The sequence below is a fragment of the Cyanobium sp. CH-040 genome (genome assembly GCF_024346135.1).
Classification (GTDB): domain Bacteria; phylum Cyanobacteriota; class Cyanobacteriia; order PCC-6307; family Cyanobiaceae; genus NIES-981.
In genome coordinates, this window is record NZ_JAGQCJ010000002.1 from 155353 (window position 1) to 171672 (window position 16320).

The 16320-nt window shown below is 71.2% G+C and carries 12 protein-coding genes; 4 read left to right on the forward strand and 8 right to left on the reverse strand.

All coding sequences use genetic code 11. The annotated features are described in order from the left end of the window. The first annotated feature begins 57 nt into the window (after window positions 1–57). The gene (locus KBY90_RS03640; protein WP_254967101.1) at window positions 58–711 is read left to right on the forward strand and encodes a cofactor assembly of complex C subunit B; all 654 of its coding nucleotides are present in this window, start codon (window positions 58–60) and stop codon (window positions 709–711) included. Here the strand turns inward: KBY90_RS03640 and lptC are convergent. Then, a complete protein-coding gene (gene lptC / locus KBY90_RS03645; RefSeq protein ID WP_254967102.1) occupies window positions 659–1849 on the reverse strand; it encodes an LPS export ABC transporter periplasmic protein LptC in 1191 nt (396 codons plus the stop codon). The two genes, KBY90_RS03640 and lptC, sit on opposite strands and share 53 nt — an antisense overlap. After that, window positions 1846–3417: a methionine--tRNA ligase gene (locus KBY90_RS03650; protein WP_254967103.1), complete on the reverse strand. Its 1572-nt coding sequence runs from the start codon at window positions 3415–3417 to the stop codon at window positions 1846–1848. The genes lptC and KBY90_RS03650 overlap by 4 nt, the downstream gene beginning before the upstream one ends. 179 nt (window positions 3418–3596) lie before the next feature. Between KBY90_RS03650 and KBY90_RS03655 the strand changes: the two genes are divergently transcribed. Next, window positions 3597–5480: an FAD-dependent oxidoreductase gene (locus KBY90_RS03655; RefSeq protein WP_254967104.1), complete on the forward strand. Its 1884-nt coding sequence runs from the start codon at window positions 3597–3599 to the stop codon at window positions 5478–5480. A gap of 41 nt (window positions 5481–5521) precedes the next feature. Here the strand turns inward: KBY90_RS03655 and KBY90_RS03660 are convergent, their stop codons facing one another. From KBY90_RS03660 to rpmG, 3 genes are all read right to left on the reverse strand, one after another. Next, window positions 5522–7489: a ribonuclease catalytic domain-containing protein gene (locus tag KBY90_RS03660; protein WP_254967105.1), complete on the reverse strand. Its 1968-nt coding sequence runs from the start codon at window positions 7487–7489 to the stop codon at window positions 5522–5524. An 88-nt stretch (window positions 7490–7577) separates the two neighbouring features. Continuing rightward, window positions 7578–7799, reverse strand: coding sequence for a 30S ribosomal protein S18 (gene rpsR / locus KBY90_RS03665; protein ID WP_254967106.1), 222 nt, complete (start codon window positions 7797–7799; stop codon window positions 7578–7580). A gap of 90 nt (window positions 7800–7889) precedes the next feature. Then, on the reverse strand, window positions 7890–8084 hold the full coding sequence (rpmG, locus tag KBY90_RS03670; RefSeq protein ID WP_006910077.1) for a 50S ribosomal protein L33: 195 nt from the start codon (window positions 8082–8084) through the stop codon (window positions 7890–7892). Window positions 8085–8212: 128 nt separating this feature from the next. On the opposite strand from rpmG, the gene pheT reads away from it, so the two are divergent. Next, window positions 8213–10681: a phenylalanine--tRNA ligase subunit beta gene (gene pheT, locus KBY90_RS03675; RefSeq protein ID WP_254967107.1), complete on the forward strand. Its 2469-nt coding sequence runs from the start codon at window positions 8213–8215 to the stop codon at window positions 10679–10681. Here the strand turns inward: pheT and rlmD are convergent. Then, window positions 10635–12047, reverse strand: coding sequence for a 23S rRNA (uracil(1939)-C(5))-methyltransferase RlmD (gene rlmD / locus KBY90_RS03680; RefSeq protein WP_254967108.1), 1413 nt, complete (start codon window positions 12045–12047; stop codon window positions 10635–10637). The two genes, pheT and rlmD, sit on opposite strands and share 47 nt — an antisense overlap. A gap of 151 nt (window positions 12048–12198) precedes the next feature. Here rlmD and apcD point away from each other — a divergent pair, with 151 nt between their 5' ends. Continuing rightward, window positions 12199–12693 carry an allophycocyanin subunit alpha-B gene (gene apcD / locus KBY90_RS03685; protein ID WP_254967109.1) on the forward strand — a complete coding sequence of 165 codons (495 nt, stop codon included), beginning with the start codon at window positions 12199–12201 and terminating at the stop codon, window positions 12691–12693. A gap of 866 nt (window positions 12694–13559) precedes the next feature. On the opposite strand, the gene KBY90_RS15055 is transcribed toward apcD, so the two are convergent. Both KBY90_RS15055 and KBY90_RS03695 read right to left on the reverse strand, forming a co-directional pair. After that, window positions 13560–14633 carry a DnaJ domain-containing protein gene (locus KBY90_RS15055; protein WP_254967110.1) on the reverse strand — a complete coding sequence of 358 codons (1074 nt, stop codon included), beginning with the start codon at window positions 14631–14633 and terminating at the stop codon, window positions 13560–13562. Between the two features lie 21 nt (window positions 14634–14654). Further along, the gene (locus tag KBY90_RS03695; protein ID WP_254967177.1) at window positions 14655–16151 is read right to left on the reverse strand and encodes a DUF3370 family protein; all 1497 of its coding nucleotides are present in this window, start codon (window positions 16149–16151) and stop codon (window positions 14655–14657) included. Between the last annotated feature and the right edge of the window lie 169 nt (window positions 16152–16320).

The following is a 16320-nucleotide window of genomic DNA, read 5'->3' on the forward strand; positions in this document are numbered from 1 at the left end:
CCGGAGGGCGGCTGGCCCTAGTTTGCCGCCTGTCGTCGATCCTGTGCCGCCGCCGTCATGGCCCTTCCCATGCCAGCCAGGGTGACCCTCGGTGCGGGATTGGCGGGCCTGCTGCTGGTGGTGGTGAATCAGCTCAGTGCACCCCTGCCGGAGCCCCCTCTCACCCGCGCCGGAGTGCTGGCGGCACTGCTGGCGGTGGGGCTGATGCTGGTGGCGGCGCTCTGGACGCGGGCCGTGCCGGAGGCGGCGCTGCGGGCGCCGCTGCAGGGGCAGGAAGGTCTGGTGCTGGCGCCGGACCTGCCGGAGCGGGTGCGGCAGGAACTGGGCTGGGGCAGCCAGATGCTGCTCACCGCCAGCCCGGCGGCCGTGGTGCTGGTGTGGTGGCAGGGAACGGTGCTGCTGCGCCGCGGCCTGCTGGTGGACACGCCGTTCGTCCCCGGCCCCATCTGCACCCGTGCGCTGCAGCAGCGGCAGGTGATCTCGCTGGTGAACCTGGCGCTCTATCCAGGGCGGGATGAGTTCGAGAGCCTGCTGCCTGGGCTGCCCGCCGTGCTCGTGCAGCCCCTTGAGGATCAGGGGCTGGTGCTGCTGGGGGGGTGGTCGGCCCGCTGCTTCAGCCGCAGTGATCTCACCTGGGTGGAGGGCTGGGCCCGCCGGCTCAGAGCTGAAATGCTGGCGGACGCGGCCGCGAGCGATCCCGATCCGGTCTGATCCGCAGGGGTTCGTCGGCGGCACCGGCGGCGGTACCGGGCAGCTGCAGTTCGGTGCGCACCCGTCCGCCCGGGCTGGTGAACTGGGCGAACCCATCGGAGGCGATGCGCCCCTGGAGGCGCTCGGCCCTGGTTTCCAGGCCGTTGGCCTGGCGGCGCAGCACCACCCCGCCGCTGGCGGACACCTGGCCGCTGCCCCAGTTCCAGAGGCAGGTCTGCGCCTGCAGCTGGTCGCCCGGCTGCTGCAGGCGGCAGGCGCCCTGCACCTGCACGGTTTCGGCGCCGAGATCGAGGCGAAATGCGGATCCGCTGAACTGCACCGTCCCATAACGGCCCTGGAACGGTTCACTGCTCGACACCTGCCGGCGGGGGATGTCGAGCCTGGTGGCGCGGGCTTCCATCACGGCCTCCCGGCTGGGATCCTCCAGCCGCACCGGTGCCTGCAGATCGACGGTCTGCTCACTGGTGCTGCCCGTGAAGCCTGGGGCGGTGAGGGTCTGCACCGCTCCACCGGCGAGGGTCCGCCGGCCCAGAACCGGCCCCCTCCCCAGCAGTCGGGCGCCTTCCGCCAGCCAGTCCAGCTCACGCATGTCCAGCTGGAGGGGCTCCTCTCCTCCCCGGCTCAACCGGGGGCTGCGACGCAGCTCCAGCCGGTCCTGATCGATCAGGAAGCGGGCGGTGCCGGCGGTGAGTTGCAGATCGCCGCTGGTGGCCCGGGGATCCCGGTCGATCTCCATGCGTTCCTGGCGTGGGTACCAGCGCAGCCGCAGGCCGGTGACCACCAGGGGGCGCTCCTTGTCCAGCCGCTCCAGTCGGATCGGCCCCTCCAGCTGCACCAGCTCGCCGTCGTTGAGCACCACGCCGTTGGCGGCCGAGAAGCGGTACAGCGGTTGGCCCTGCTCGTAGAGCACGCCCGTGAGATCGCGCGACTGAGCCAGCTTGCGGCTCAGGTCGTAGCGGGTTTCCGGACTGCTGAGCCGCCACAGGGGCCTGCCCTGGGGATCCTGCTGGCGAAGGTTCAGCGCCCTGAACACGAAGGGCTGGACAGGCGGTGGGGCCTGTGGCGTGGGGGCGCAGCCCAGCAGGCTGAGGCTGAGCACCCCGGCGGCGCTGGTGCCGGCACCGCGGCGGCGGGTCACAGCGGGGCGTCGAGTTCGAGCCGCTGCATCACCGGCTCGGGCTCGGGGAGGGGTGAACCGCTGGCCAGCAGGCCCCAGTGCTGGGCCTCCAGCCAGCCGCTCCCAGCCGCGCAGGCCTGGGCGTCGGACAGGAAGGGCGGCAGGCCGAGCTGCTGCAGCATGCGACCGGAGAGCTCCGGCAGCAGCGGCGCCAGCAGCACGGCCACCCAGCGGCTGGCCTCCAGCACGGCATAGAGATCGGCCGCCACGGCCTCCTCCTGGCCCGGCTGTTTCATCGCCTTCCAGGGCGCCCTGTCGTTGAGGTAGCCGTTGGCGACGCCGGCGAGCTCCAGGATCGCCTCGGCGGCCGCGCGGAAATCCAGGTTCTCAAGGGAGCGGTTCACCGCTGCGGCCGCCTCCTGTGACGCCGCGGCCAGGGGGTGATCCGCCAGCTCCGCCGCGCCGGCGGGCGGCACGGCCGCCGCGAACCACTTGCGGGCCATGGAGCTGGTGCGGTTGAGCAGGTTGCCGATGGTGTTGGCCAGATCACTGTTCACCAGGTCGCTGAAGCGCTGCTGCTGGAAGTCGCCGTCGTCGCCGAAGGCGATGTCGCGCAGCAGGTACCAGCGCACGGCGTCACGGCCGCAGCGCTCCAGCAGCACCTCCGGATCGAGCACATTGCCGAGGGATTTGCCCATCTTCTGGCCCTCGCGGGTGAGGAAGCCGTGCCCGAACACCCGCACGGGCAGCGGCAGGCCGGCCGAGAGCAGCATCGCCGGCCAGTAGACGGCGTGGAAGCGCAGGATGTCCTTGCCGATCACGTGCAGCTGGGCCGGCCAGCCCCGCTCCGGCAGCCGCTCCAGCTGCACCGGCTCCTGAGGCTCCAGCAGGGCGGTGAGATAGCCCAGCAGGGCGTCGAACCACACGTAGAAGGTGTGGCCGCTGTGGCCCGGCACGGGGATGCCCCAGGGGAGGTCGACCCGGGAGATCGAGAAGTCACGCAACCCCTGGGCCACGAAGTTCTCCACCTCCTTCTGCCGGCTGGCCGGGGCGATGAAGCCGGGGCGCCGGATCAGCGCCTCGATCTGCCCCTGATAGCGCGACAGGCGGAAGAACAGGTTGACCTCGTCGCGCCATTCCAGCGGCCGGCGGTGGATCGGGCATTCCGGATCCTGGGCTTCGTGGGGGTCGTCCTTGAACTCCTCGCAGGCCACGCAGTACCAGCCCTGCTGGCGGCCCTCCACCACGTCGCCGGCGGCCTCCACCCGCGCGAAGAACTGCTCCACCAGCTGCCGGTGGCGCGGATCGGTGGTGCGGATGAAACGGTCGAAGCTGATCTGCCAGCGCTTCCAGAGTTCCCGGTAGCCCTCGCTCACGGCATCGCAGTGGGCCTGGGGCGAGAGGCCGGCGGCCTCGGCCGTGCGCTGGATCTTCTGGCCGTGCTCGTCGCAGCCGGTGATGAAGGTCACCCGCTCACCCCGCAGGCGCCGGTGGCGGGCGATCGCGTCACAGGCCAGCGTCGTGTACGTGCTGCCCAGGTGCGCCCGGTCGTTGACGTAGTAGAGGGGGGTGGTGAGGGTGTAGGACATGCGGCGGTCGATGGCCTTCGGGGCCTCCAGGCGCGCTCGGCCGCCATCTCGGCGCCCTGACGATCAGCCGTCAGGCCTGTCCGACCCGGCCGATCAGGAACCGATCCGGGGAACCCTGCGCCTGGCCCGGATCCTACCCATCGCCGTCAGCCCACCCCTTCTCCACCCCCTCCACCTCCATGCCCGATCAAGAAATCCCCGTGGTGGTGTGGGGAGGGGGAACCGGCGGCGCCGCGGCGGCCATCCAGGCGGCCCGCAGCGGTGCCCGCACCCTGCTGCTCACCCCAGGGCCCTGGCTGGGGGGGATGGTGAGCGCGGCGGGGGTGTGCTGCCCGGACGGCAACGAACTCAGCCCCTGGCAGACGGGGCTGTGGGGTGCCCTGCTGCGGCAGCTGGCCCGGGAGGAGCCCGAGGGCCTCGACCACAACTGGGTGAGCTGCTTCGGTTACCGCCCGGCCACGGCCGAGCGCATCCTGCGCCGCTGGGTGGCGTCGGCGCCGGGCCTGCAGTGGTGGCCCCAGTGCCGGCTGCGGGCGGTGCGGCGCCGCGGCGACCGCATCACGCTGCTGGAACTGGAGCGCCGGGGGGAACGGCTGCTGGTGGCGCCGCAGCTGGTGATCGATGGCAGCGACCGCGGCGAGCTGATCGCCCTGGCCGGCAGCGCCCATCGTTTCGGCTGGGAGAGCCGGGAGACGTGGCAGGAGCCCAGCGCCCCCAGCGCCGAACGGTTGGCGGCCGAGCCCTTCTTCCGGCAGCACCCGGTGCAGTCGCCCACCTGGGTAGCCATGGGGCGACTGCGGGCGGACCGGCGCTGCGCTGATCCGGCCTCCGCTCCGGCGCAGCCGTTCCAGGCGGCCGCCGAGGCCTTCGGCCTGGAGCGCACGATCACCTACGGCCGGCTGCCTGGCGATCTGGTGATGCTCAACTGGCCGCTGCACGGCAACGACTGGCACCAGGGCCTGGAGCGGGCCTTCGCTGCCGCTGCCGCTGCCGCTGCCGCTGCCGATGCCGATGCCGATGCCGGGGGCGCGGGCGCGGGCGAGGCCGAAACGCAGCTCTTCGCCGCCATGCAGCAGCACAGCCTGGCCTTCGCTGCCGCCCTCGGGGAGGCGAGCGGTGACTGGCTGGAGCCCGCGCCGGTGTTCCCACAGCTGCCCGGCAGCCCGGACCTGGACGGGCCCTCACCGCTGGCGCTGATGCCCTACTGGCGCGAGGGGCGGCGGCTGGAGGGACTCGAGACCGTGATCGAGCAGCAGCTGCTGCCCGGCGGCGCCGGTGCCTCGATCGCCCCGCTGCCGGTCGATGCCGAAGGCATCACGGCCATCGCCGTGGGCAACTACGCCAACGACCACCACTATCCCGGTCCGGACTGGCCCCTGGCCCCCAAGAGCTGCCGCTGGGGCGGGCGCTGGAGCGGCACCCCGTTCGCGGTGCCCTACGGCGCCCTGGTGAGCCGCGACACGGTGAACCTGCTGGCGGCCGACAAGTGCTTCAGCGTCAGCCACATGGCCAACGGCGCCACCCGCCTGCAGCCGCTGATCCTCAACATCGGCCAGGCGGCGGGGCTGGCGGCCGCCCTCTGCCTGGAGAGCCCCTGCCTGCCCGCGGATCTGCCCCGGCGACGGCTGCAGGAAGCCCTGATCGCCGATCCCCTGGCGCCGGCGGGGCCGTTGCCGCTCTGGGACACCCCCTGGCATCACCCCGCCTGGCGGCAGCGGCAGCGGGCGGCGCTGGCCGATCCCGCTCTTCTGGATGCCGGCGGCCTGCTGCCCGCAGCGGCGAAGCGTGCCGGTGCGCTGGAGGCGGATCTGGACCCGCGCCACGCCCCCTCCGAAGCGCATGAGCGCCTCTGGGTCGGGACTCTGGTGGTGGACGGCACGGGCGGCTACCGCCTCGAGACCGACGGCGACGCAGACGCCCAGGCTCCCTGCAGCTGGCCCCTGATCACCCTAGAGCCTGCCCTGCACCACTGGCTGGGCCAGGCCGCCGGCGGGCCAATGCGGCTGATGGGCGTGGCCAACCCCTGGGGGCCGTGGCTGCGGGTGTCGCGGCTGGCCGGCTGATCAGCCCAGGCTGTCGTTGAGCTCAGGCCGGCAGGCTCGCCTCAGCGGCCGGCCACCAGCCTGAGCTGATCCCGCAGGGGGTCCACCTGCTGCACCCGCAGCAGCAGGCCGGTGGCCGGTTCGCAGCCTTCGGGACAGAGCGCCGGCAGATCCATGGCCAGGTCCTCCACATGCACCAGGCCCAGCCGGTCCTGCTCCCGCAGCCAGCGCAGGAAGCAGCAGCGCCACTGCTCCCCGGGATGGGCTTCGAACCACACCTGCTGCCAGTGACGCTGGTCCTCGCGGCTGATCTGCATGGCCTGGCGGGTGGGACTCTCCAGCTCTTCGATCAGACCCAGCACGGCATCGGCATCCAGGGGCACCCCTCCCTGCAGCTGGGCCTCCAGCTGGCGCTGCACGACCAGGTCGCCGTAGCGGCGGATCGGTGAGGTGGCCTGCACGTAGGCCGCCAGACCCAGGCTAAAATGGGCTGCCGGGCGGCTGCCGGTGTGCCCGCGGCTGAGGCAGCGCTTGATGGCGGCATGGCGCACCGGGCCCGGCGGCAACGCCTCCAGCTCATGGGCCGGCGGCAGCTCCGCCGGCGGCTGACTGCGGTAGGGCAGGGCCAGGTCGTGGTCCCGGCCGTGCTCGGCCACGACCGCTCCGGCCAGGATCATCGCCTCCGCGACCATCTGCCGCGACGGGCCCGGTTCGCTGATCTCCAGCGCAGGGGCGCCGTCCTGGTCGCGGATGCGGCCCTCCGGCTGATCGAGCAGCAGCGCCCCCCGGGCCACCCGCCAGCGGCGGCGCCGGGCGAGCAGGGCATGGAGCTCGGCCAGCTGACGTTCCTGGGGCGGCGCCAGCTCGATCAGCTCGTCGGCATCGGCATAGGAGAGCCGGTAGCGGGGCTTGATCCAGCTGCGGCAGATGCCGCTGGCGGCCACGGCGCCTTCCTCGTCGAGCTCCACCCACAGGCTCCAGGCGGGGCAGCGACGGCCGGCCCGCAGGCTGAAGGGCCCGTGGCTGAGCAGGGGGGGGAACATGGGCAGCGTGCCCCGGGCCAGATACAGGCTCGTGCCCCGGCGCCGGGCCTCGAGATCGAGGGGCGAGCCGGGCGGCACCAGACGGCCCGGATCGGCCACATGGACCCAGATCCTGGTTCGGCCGTCGGCGCGGTGTTCCAGGGCCAGGCCGTCATCGACGTCGAGGGTGTCGTCGTCATCGATGGTCACGCCCTGCTGGCTGCAGAGATCGACCCGCAGCGCATCGCCGGGCAGCTCCCCGTCGGCCAGAGAAGCCAGGCGCTCCGCCTCGGCCTCCAGGTCGGCGGAGAACCCCAGCTCCCAGCAGCTGCGGCTCAGCGAAGGCAAGTGATGGCGGGACCACTGGCCCAGATCCACCAGCAGGTGCCGGATGCCGCCGCTGTCGGCCGTGCAGTGCGCGGCCTGCAGGGCCCGGTGGAGCTCGGTGGGCAGGGCGGTGTCCGTGTCTTCCCCCGCCCAGCGCCGCAGCAGCTCCAGTTCCTCGCGCTGCCTGGGGCCGAGGGCCCCGGCGTCGATCGGCTGACGCTGCCGCAGCAGGCCATGCCAGTGCTGCTGCTGCCGCTGCTGCAGCCAGGCCTGGCGCCGCTGCTGCCGCAGGGGCCTGAGGTCATCTCCCGGGCGGGCGCTGATGCCCTGCTGCCGCATGCGGAACCACAGTTGCGGGCCCTGCAGCCAGAGCCAGCCGGCCGCCAGCTGCAGCGGTTGCCGGCCACCCAGCACCAGGTCGCACCATTCGGCCAGGCTGATGTCGCCTTCGCCCTGCTCGACCATCAGCCACCAGGCGGCGCCGATGTCGCGCTGGCGCGGCTGGGCCGCGGACAGACCGGCCTCGCTGAAGCTCCAGGGGCTCACACCCAGCCGCGGAGGAGCCGCTTCCGCCGGAGGCAGGCCGCAGATGCGCTGCACGTCACGGCGGGGCAGGCTGAGCGGCCTGGCGGCCCAGCCCACCACCACCTGCACCTTGGAGCCGTGGATGGCCTGAACCACCCCCAGAGCGGGATGGCGTTCGCCTGCCCGCTCGAGCAGCAGTCCGGTCAGGTCACCGGGATGGAGGGGCTCCTGGGCCAGACGCCGCTCAGCCTTCCGGGTTGACGAAGGGAAGCAGGGCCACGATGCGGGCGCGCTTCACCGCATTGGTGAGATCGCGCTGCTGTTTGGCGGTGAGCCCGGTGAGACGCCGGGGCAGGATCTTGCCGCGCTCGGTGATGAACTTCTTGAGCAGATCGACATCCTTGTAGTCGATCGGGTCGCCCGGCTTGATGGGCGAAAGACGCTTCTTGAAAAAGGTGCCGGCCATGGGAGTGAAGAAGAAGAGGAGAACAGAAGCCGCTGCGTGGACCAGCGTTCGCCGGATCGATCCGGCGAGCTGCCGATCACTGGCCGCCCGTCACTTGATTTCCTTGTGAACGGTGGACTTGTTGCAGTGCGGGCAGAACTTCTTCAGCTCGAGCCGTTCGGTGGTGTTGCGGCGGTTCTTCTCGGTGGTGTAGCGGGACACCCCCGGAGACCGCTTGGCGGGGTTGGACCGGCATTCCGTGCACTCGAGAGTGATCACGATCCGGACGCCCTTGTTCTTAGCCATGAAGGACGTTGCGCCGCGTCAGCGAAGCGAATGGACAAGGATCCACAGTACCTGTCCACCTGACCGGTGATGGCTGGCCCCTGCGCCGCTGCCTAGGATCCGCGGCTGGGCTGTTCAGGAAGCGGGTCATGCGGGTCTCCCACCAGTGGCTGCGGGAACTGGTGTGCGCTGCAGACGGCCGGAGCGCGCTCGATCTGGACATCGCCACCCTGGCGGAGCGGCTCTCGATCGCCGGCTTCGAGGTGGAGGCGATCGAGGATCTGGCCGCCCGCGCGGCCGGGGTGGTGGTGGGCCGGGTGCTCAGCCGCGACCCCCATCCCGATGCCGCCAAGCTCAGCGTCTGCGTGGTGGACGTGGGGGCGGACGACCCCCTGCAGATCGTCTGCGGTGCCGCCAACGTGCGCGCCGGCATTCACGTGCCGGTGGCCCTCGTGGGCACCACCCTGCCGGCGGTGAACCTCACCATCAAGCCGGCGGTGCTGCGGGGTGTGGCCAGCAGCGGCATGATCTGCTCCCTGGCGGAGCTGGGGTTCAGCGACGGCTCCGGTGGCATCGCCGTTCTCGAGGAGCTGCTGGAGGATGTTCCAGCCCCGGGTACACCGGTGGGGCCCAGCCTGGGGCTCGACGACCAGGTGCTGGAGCTGGCGATCACCGCCAACCGCCCCGACGGGCTGTCGATGCAGGGCATCGCCCGGGAGGTGGCGGCGCTGAGCGGCGGCTGCACCCGCTTCCAGCCCGTCGAGCCTGCCTGCAGCCCGGAGCTCCTGGACTCCAATGCCGATGCCGATGCCCTGGCGGCGATGGAGGAGGGGGGGCTGTTCAGCCTCACCGTTCTCACCGGTCTCAGGGTGGAGCCGTCGCCGCTGTGGCTGCAGCGGCGCCTGGAGAAGGCCGGCATCCGGCCCATCAACAACGTGGTGGACATCACCAACCTGGTGATGCTCGAAACCGGGCAGCCCCTGCATGCCTTCGACAGCGAGCGGCTGGCCGGTGCCGGCGGGCGCACTGCCGATCCGGCTGCCGTGGGTCTGCGGCAGGGGCGCACCGGCGAGCGGCTCACCACCCTCGACGGCGAGGAGCGCCAGCTGGACGCGGCCGCTCTCGTGGTCACCTACACCGACCGTCCCATCGCCCTGGCCGGAGTGATGGGCGGCAGCGAGGAGGCCGTACACGAGGGCACCAGCGCGATCTGGCTGGAGGCGGCGGTGTTCCCGGCCCAGAGGGTGCGCCAGTCGGCCCGCAGCGTGGGGCTGCGCACCGAGGCCAGCATCCGCTTCGAGAAGGGCCTGCCCCTGGAGGCCACCCTGGCCGCCGCCGACCGGGCCTGCGCGCTCCTGCGGCACCTGGCCGGCGCCACGGTGCAGGGCCGCTGGCTGCACCGCCGGGCGCCCGGCCCAGGCCAGCCGGTGACGCTGCGGCGCGATGCCCTGCACAACCTGCTGGGCCCGGTGCTGGTGGACGGCGAGCCCTGCGACCTGGAGGATGGGCGCATCACCGGCACCCTGGAGGCCATCGGCTGCCAGCTGGAGGCCATGGAGGACGGCTGGCAGGTGCAGGTGCCGCCCTCCCGGGCCACGGATCTGCGCAGGGAAGTGGACCTGATCGAAGAGGTGGCCCGCCTCGTCGGCTATGACCACTTCGCCTGCCATCTGCCCGATCCGATCGAGCCCGGCGGTCTCGACCCCGCGCAGGAGGCGGAGCGACGTCTGCGCCGCGCCCTCTGCGCCGCCGGCCTGCAGGAAGCGTGCAGCTTCTCCCTGGTGCCGGCGGGCGAGGGCCGCATCCCCCTGGCCAATCCGCTTCTGGCCGACTACGGCCACCTGCGCGACAACCTGCACGAGGAGCTGCTGGCGGCGGCTCGCCGCAACCTGCAGAGCGGCCAGCCGGGATTCTGGGCCTTCGAGATCGGCCAGGTGTTCCGGCAGGGGTCCCGTGACGGCCGCACCCTGCTGGTGGGGGTGATCTGCGGCGAGCGCCGCTCCGAGCTCTGGACCACCAGCGGCAAGCCGTCTGCACCGGACTACCACCGCGCCCGCGGCGTGCTGCAGCAGGCGCTCGGCTCCCTGAAGCTGCCGGTGGACGACCGGCGGCTGGACCCTTCCGGGCGGGTCTCTGCCGATCTGCTCCATCCCGGGCGGGCGGCCGAACTGGTGGTGGAAGGCCGCGCCGCCGGCTGGTTCGCTCAGCTCCATCCCGCCGCTGCCCAGTCGCTCGATCTCCTCGAGTCCACCTACCTGTTCCAGCTGGAGCTGACCTCACTGCTCACGGCTGCCACCCGCCGCAACCGCTGGCAGCCCGCGTTCGCCCCCTTTGCCACGGTGCCCGCTGCCGAGCGCGACCTGGCCCTGGTGGTGCCTGTCGGCACCAGCTCCGCCGACCTTCTGGGCGTGATCCGCAAGGCGGGCCGGCCCCTGCTCGAGAAGGCTGAGCTGATGGACCGCTACGAGGGCGAGCAGGTGGGCAGCGGCCAGTGCAGCCAGGCGTTCCGGCTGCGCTACCGGGATGCCGCCCGCACCCTCACCGAAGAGGAGGTGGAGAAGGCCCACGGGCTCATCTGCCAGGCCCTGGAGCAGCAGCTGGGTGCCCAGCTGCGCTGAGACGCAGCACGGCCAGGCACTCCACGTGGCTGGTCTGAGGAAAGAAGTCGATGGGCTGCACGCTCTCCAGCCGATACGGTCCCTCGGCACCGGCGAGCTGGGTCAGATCCCGGGCCAGGGTGGCGGGATCACAGCTCAGATAGAGCAGGGTGGCGGGAGGCTGCGCCCGGATCGCGGCCAGGGCCGTGGGCTCCAGACCCTTGCGCGGCGGATCCACGAACAGGGCCCGGCAGCGGCCGATGGCTGTGGCCAGGAGCTCCGCCACCGGCCCTTCCTCGAACCGGCAGCGATCGCCCAGGCCGTTGCGATCCGCGTTGCGGCGGGCCAGAGCGACCGCGGCGGCGCCGCGCTCGATGCCCAGCACCTGCCAGCCGGCTGCGGCGAGGGGCAGCCCATAGGTGCCGATGCCGCAGTAGGCGTCGATCAGCACCCCGGGTGGGTCATCCCTCAGGGCGGTCTGCAGCAGGGGCACCACCTGCTCCGCCTGGGCGGTGTTGACCTGGAAGAAGGTGTCGGCCCCCACCTCGAACGTCAGCCCCGCGAAGTGCTCCAGCACCCAGCCTCTGCCGGCCAGCTCCAGCGTGGTGGGGCCCAGCAGGGTGTTGGTGGGGTCGGGCTGAATGTTCAGGCACACCCCCACCAGCTGCGGCCAGCGCTCCAGCCAGCGGCCGGCCAGCGCCTCCAGACCCGGGAGCTGGGCATGGCTGCTGATCAGGGTCACGAGCAGCTCGCCGCTGCGCACCCCCAGCCGCAGCCCCAGGTGGCGCAGCCCGCCGCCGGCCTGGAGGTGGCGGTCCACCGGCCAGCCGCTGCGCTCCAGGTCGCCTTTGAGCGGTGCGATCAGGGCATCGAGGCGGGGGTCCAGCACCGGGCAGTGGTTGAGGTTCACGATCCGGTGGCTGCCGGGGCGGTAGTAGCCGGCCTTCAGCGCACCGTCGCTGCCGCGTTCGAGGGGCAGCACGGCCCGGTTGCGGTAGCCCAGCCCATCACCCGCCCCGAGCGTCGGGGCCACCAGTTGCTCGCAGTCGTTGCCCAGGCGCCCGATGCGCTGCAGGGCATCGATCACCTTCTGGCGTTTCCAGCTGCGCTGGGCGGCCTCCTCCAGGTGCTGGACGCTGCAGCCACCGCAGCGCTCGGCGAGGATGCAGGGAGGCCGGCGCCGCTGCGGTGACGGTTCCAGGACAGCGGTGCAGGTGGCCGTCCAGTGGCTGCGCGTGCGCCGCAGCAACCGCAGCCGAACCCGTTCCCCGGGCAGGGCGCCGGGCACGAACAGCACCTGGCCGTCGTGGCGCACCACGCCCTGGCCGTCATGGGACAGACCGGAGACGCGGTTCTCGAGCTGCCCTCCGGGCAGCAGGGGGTCCACGCTCCGCTGATCAGCTGCCCCTGTGCTGGCCATCAGCCGCCGCTCGCCTCAGCAGGGACCCTACGGCGTGCAAAGGGCCGTTACACCTTTGTCAGCGCCGCCGAAGGGACTGGCCGGGCTCGATAGAGTGCGCGGGCATCTGGTCGCTGTGATGAGCGTCGTTCGGGACCTGATTCTCCAGGCGGATGATCAACTGCGCTATCCCAGCAGCGGAGAACTCCGCAGCATGGTGGATTTCCTCAGCGGCGGCTCCCGGCGGCTGGCGGTGGTGCGTGTGCTCACCGAGAACGAGAAGAAGATCGTCGACGAGGCCGCCAAGCAGCTCTTCGCCCGCAAGCCTGACTACGTGGCCCCCGGCGGCAACGCCTACGGCCAGAAGCAGCGTGCCCAGTGCCTGCGCGACTACAGCTGGTATCTCCGGCTGGTGACCTACGGCGTGCTCGCCGGCAGCACCGAGCTGATCCAGAAGATCGGTCTGGAAGGTGCCCGAGAGATGTACAACAGTCTCGGGGTGCCGATGCCCGGCATGGTGGAAGCCATGCGCACCATGAAGGATGCCGCCGTCGCCCTGCTCGGCACCGAGGAGGCCGCCCTGGCTGGTCCGTACTTCGACTTTTTGATCCAAGGCATGCAGACGCCCACCTGACGTCCCCCTGCCCCCCATCGCTCCCCAGCAGACCCGGTCGGCTTCAAGTCGACCGGGTCTTTGCTTTGGCCACCAGGCACGCGGGACCAGCATGACGAAACACGTGCATCTCAGGAGAGACCACGTTCGGGACTCATCCCAAGACCCTGATGCGATATGTGCGCCGCGCCCTTGTCCATCGGTCCACGCCCAGTCCGGCGCGCCGAGGTGCTGATGGAGTTCATCCGGAGAACCTGTGGGCCTGACGGCACCCAGGCGGCGTCACTGCGCTCGTGCGACAAGAGTCCGGAATCGGTCCCGCCATCGGACTATGGATAAGTCTCTGATGGGACGGTCAAGGCATTGTGTTCAACATCCCAATCGGCTGCGATTTCATCTGTCACGTCGTGTTCTTGGCCTGAGTCCGCCCCGCGTCCCGCCAAGGGCTTCTGTCCACTCGCGCAACTGTGTCTACCACAGGTACGCAGAGAGCGAAACCACAGTATTGAAGGGCTTCGGCGAGCCCCCGTTTCTGGACTGGACAGGCGTCGATGGAGGGACTGGACAGTGTTAGGCCGCCGCGGGGAGAGGCGCAGGTCGAGGCAGTGCATCAGTCACTGGGGCATCCTGACCGGCTCTGCTGAGACCACCTGAGAGACCGGCAGCGAGACACGACTGAGACGACTGGTCAGGGGTGAACAGTTGTGGCGCGCTTTCAGTCGCGGCAGTTCCGCCTCGGAGCCCAGGCACCCCTGGCCATGGCGGCAGCGTGGAAAGCTGACCAGCGGCCCACCGGATCGAGCGGCAGGACGGCAGGTCGCTTTGCTCTCATATGAGACTGGATGCGGGTCTGGCCTCGCGTCTCGCAAGCGGCAAGTGAGACGGCGTCAGGGAGTGCGGTAGAGCTCCTTGAGCAGCTGATAGGCCTCGTTCAGCCGGCGCATCGTCTCCTCCGAGCCGCCGGAATCGGGATGGTGGGCCAGCGCCAGCTGGCGGTAGGCCTCGCGGATCTCCGGCAGGGTGAGCCGGTGCCCGGGGGCCGTGGGCAACTGCAGCAGCCGGAGGGCTCCATGCAGCGTCATCGTGTGCTCGAGCGTCTGAAAGGAGGTTCCCTGTCGGCGGCGGCGGAAGCGATGCACGAAGCGCCGGATCAGGGTCGGCTGCCTCATCTCCAGGGTGGAGCCGCTGAAGGGGTCCTCGAGGATGCCGGCGGCAACCATCACCCGCTCGAAACTCGGTGGGCCGGCGGGCCAGGCAGGAGCGAGGCTGGCCATCACCTCGCTGATCAGAGTCCAGCTGAAGGGGCGGCCTTCGCTCTGGTCGCACTGGGGCCAGATGTCCTGAGCAAGCCACACCATCGAAGCCTCCAGCACGGCGGCGCTGGCGGGCGTGCCATACACCTCCAGCCAGTGGCTGCCGGCACGGTCCAGGGCTCGCTCGATCACCTCAGTCCCGATCCGGGGCAACGGCTCGACGCCCGATGCCGTCGCTGCGGCCGGTCCCCGCAGGCTGTCTCGCACCTGCTCGGAGCGGCGCCGGACGAAACCCGGCAGATCGATGCCCTTGCTGCGGCCGGCTGATCCGCGCGAGCCGCCGGGGTGGTCGTCCCGTCCATCGACCCGCTGAGATCCGGCGCCTTCCGGTTCTGCGGAAATGTCCAGGTCGAGCACCAGTTCGCCACTGCCCTCGCGGGCCACCAGCACCAGGCCGCCACGCTCATCGAAGAGGCTCTGTTGCTCGCTTCCGGCCGGAGACTCCGAGGATGCCGCACCCACCACGCCCGCGTCGGGCTGGGCATCGTCCGCAACCAGGATGTTGCGCAGCAGGCGCTCCACAATCGCGCCGCGGCTGCGCAGGCCGTATTCACCCTTGAGGGCGTCCAGCCGGGCCACCAGTTCAGCGCTGAGCTTGAGCTGGATGCTGCGCTGGTCAGGATGGGGTCGCTGGTCGTCCTCGCTCACGGGTGGTGCAGGCGGGCCGGCTCAGTTACCCATCAGCCCGCGCATCCGCTCCTGCTGGGCCTCCAGGGCGTCCTGGTAACGCTGGAGCAGATCGGCGTTGACTCCGGGCATGCGGGCCGGTGCCGCCTGCGGCAGAGTCAGTGGCGGTCGGTAGACCGGCTGAGGGGCAGTCGCAGCCGGAGGGATCACCGCAGGGGCGGGCCTGGCCGGGGCCGGGGCGGGACGAACCTGGGGCTGAAGCTGTGGCTGGGGCGGTGCTGCAGCCGTCTGGGCCCCCGGCGCTGGCTGCATTGCTTCCTGCACACGCTGCCGCTCCAGCACCATCGCCAGCTGGCTGGACGGTACGACGCTGAGCAGATGACCCGGCGTGGCGTCGGCCGGGTAGACCATGCTCACGCGCACGGGGTTGGTCACACCGGGTTCAAGGTTGAGCGTGGTGAGGCCGACGCTCTGACCGGAGCGCATGCCCACATGCATCTCTTCCAGCCCGTCGCGGGTGCGCACCTGAAGCGAACCGCGGAAGGCCGTGAAGGCAGGGCTGCCGGCGGCGGCGCTGGGGTGGCTGAGCACCAGTTCGTAGGGGCCCTGGCCGTAGAGATCGAGATCGACATCGAAGCGCACGCCGTAGGTGCCCACGTTGTCCAGGGCGGAATCGACCATGCGCACGGCCAGGGGGTTCACCTGCACCTCGCGGGTGCCGAAGTGATGCCGGTTCGTGCTCGTGAAGGGCACATGCAGTGGACCCTGGGCCCGCAGATCGTGGCGCAGGCGGGCCTGATAGGCATCACCGATCGCCACACCACCGACGCGGGAGAACACCCGGCGTGCCTGGATGTCGTTGAGCATGCCCAGGTACACCCGGCCGGGCGCCAGACGGCGCTGATCGAGGACGGCCACCAGGTCGGCATCGCTGCTCGGGTTGGAGGCGGCGACCACGGCCATCTGGAAGGGGCCGTCGCTGCGGCCCCGCAGCAGGGCGTTGGCGATGCCCAGGGCCGGCAGCTGGGTGCGCAGCAGCACGATGCGGCTGCGGGGTGGAATCACCACCGCCTGGGTGAGCTCACGGTCCAGGCGTTCGCGCAGCATCTGCACCGCCGTGGCGTCGCCGGGGCCCGTGTTCCAGGGCCGGACGCCCAGCGGCCTCACGCCCATCTTGTGCTCGCCGAGGTAGGGAGCCTGGAAGCTGTTGCGCACCGCGCCGCGGTCGAAGCGCACCTGCACGGGGCGCTGGCCGGGGTTGATCAGAATCAGCCCCAGGGTGAGTTCGGTGCGACGATCCTGCGGGCGGATCTGGCGCCTGTACTCGGGAAAGTACTTGTGGTGCATGTGCACCCCGAAGTCACCGTTGAAGGTGTAGGTGGCGTTCTGGAGGCGCTGGCCGGTCTCCGCCGCGTAGGCCACACCCGGTTCGGTGCTGATCAGGATGCCGGGGCCGACCACCTCCTCCGGCTGGTTGGAGTGCAGCACGGGCACCGCATTGAAGGAGCCCTGCAGCGGCCTGGCCCGCTGGCCGGCCATCAGCTCCACGAAGGCATGGGCCGGGGCCGCCGGAGCCAGCACTGCCACCGCCAGCAGCGCTGCTGTGAGGGGATGCAGGTGGGAGGTCGGGACGGGAGAGGTCAAATGCTGCAGGGAGAAATGGACGGAAGACTGGCCGGCCAGCCGGGGCGGGGCGCCTCAGCCTGGA

Bases quoted from the DNA above. Each gene is read 5' to 3' on its own strand.
- KBY90_RS03640 (WP_254967101.1), top strand. From the start codon at position 58: ATGGCCCTTCCCATGCCAGCCAGGGTGACCCTCGGTGCGGGATTGGCG.
- KBY90_RS03650 (WP_254967103.1), bottom strand. From the start codon at position 3,417: ATGTCCTACACCCTCACCACCCCCCTCTACTACGTCAACGACCGGGCG.
- KBY90_RS03655 (WP_254967104.1), top strand. From the start codon at position 3,597: ATGCCCGATCAAGAAATCCCCGTGGTGGTGTGGGGAGGGGGAACCGGC.
- rpsR (WP_254967106.1), bottom strand. From the start codon at position 7,799: ATGGCCGGCACCTTTTTCAAGAAGCGTCTTTCGCCCATCAAGCCGGGC.
- rpmG (WP_006910077.1), bottom strand. From the start codon at position 8,084: ATGGCTAAGAACAAGGGCGTCCGGATCGTGATCACTCTCGAGTGCACG.
- pheT (WP_254967107.1), top strand. From the start codon at position 8,213: ATGCGGGTCTCCCACCAGTGGCTGCGGGAACTGGTGTGCGCTGCAGAC.
- apcD (WP_254967109.1), top strand. From the start codon at position 12,199: ATGAGCGTCGTTCGGGACCTGATTCTCCAGGCGGATGATCAACTGCGC.
- KBY90_RS03695 (WP_254967177.1), bottom strand. From the start codon at position 16,151: ATGGCCGGCCAGCGGGCCAGGCCGCTGCAGGGCTCCTTCAATGCGGTG.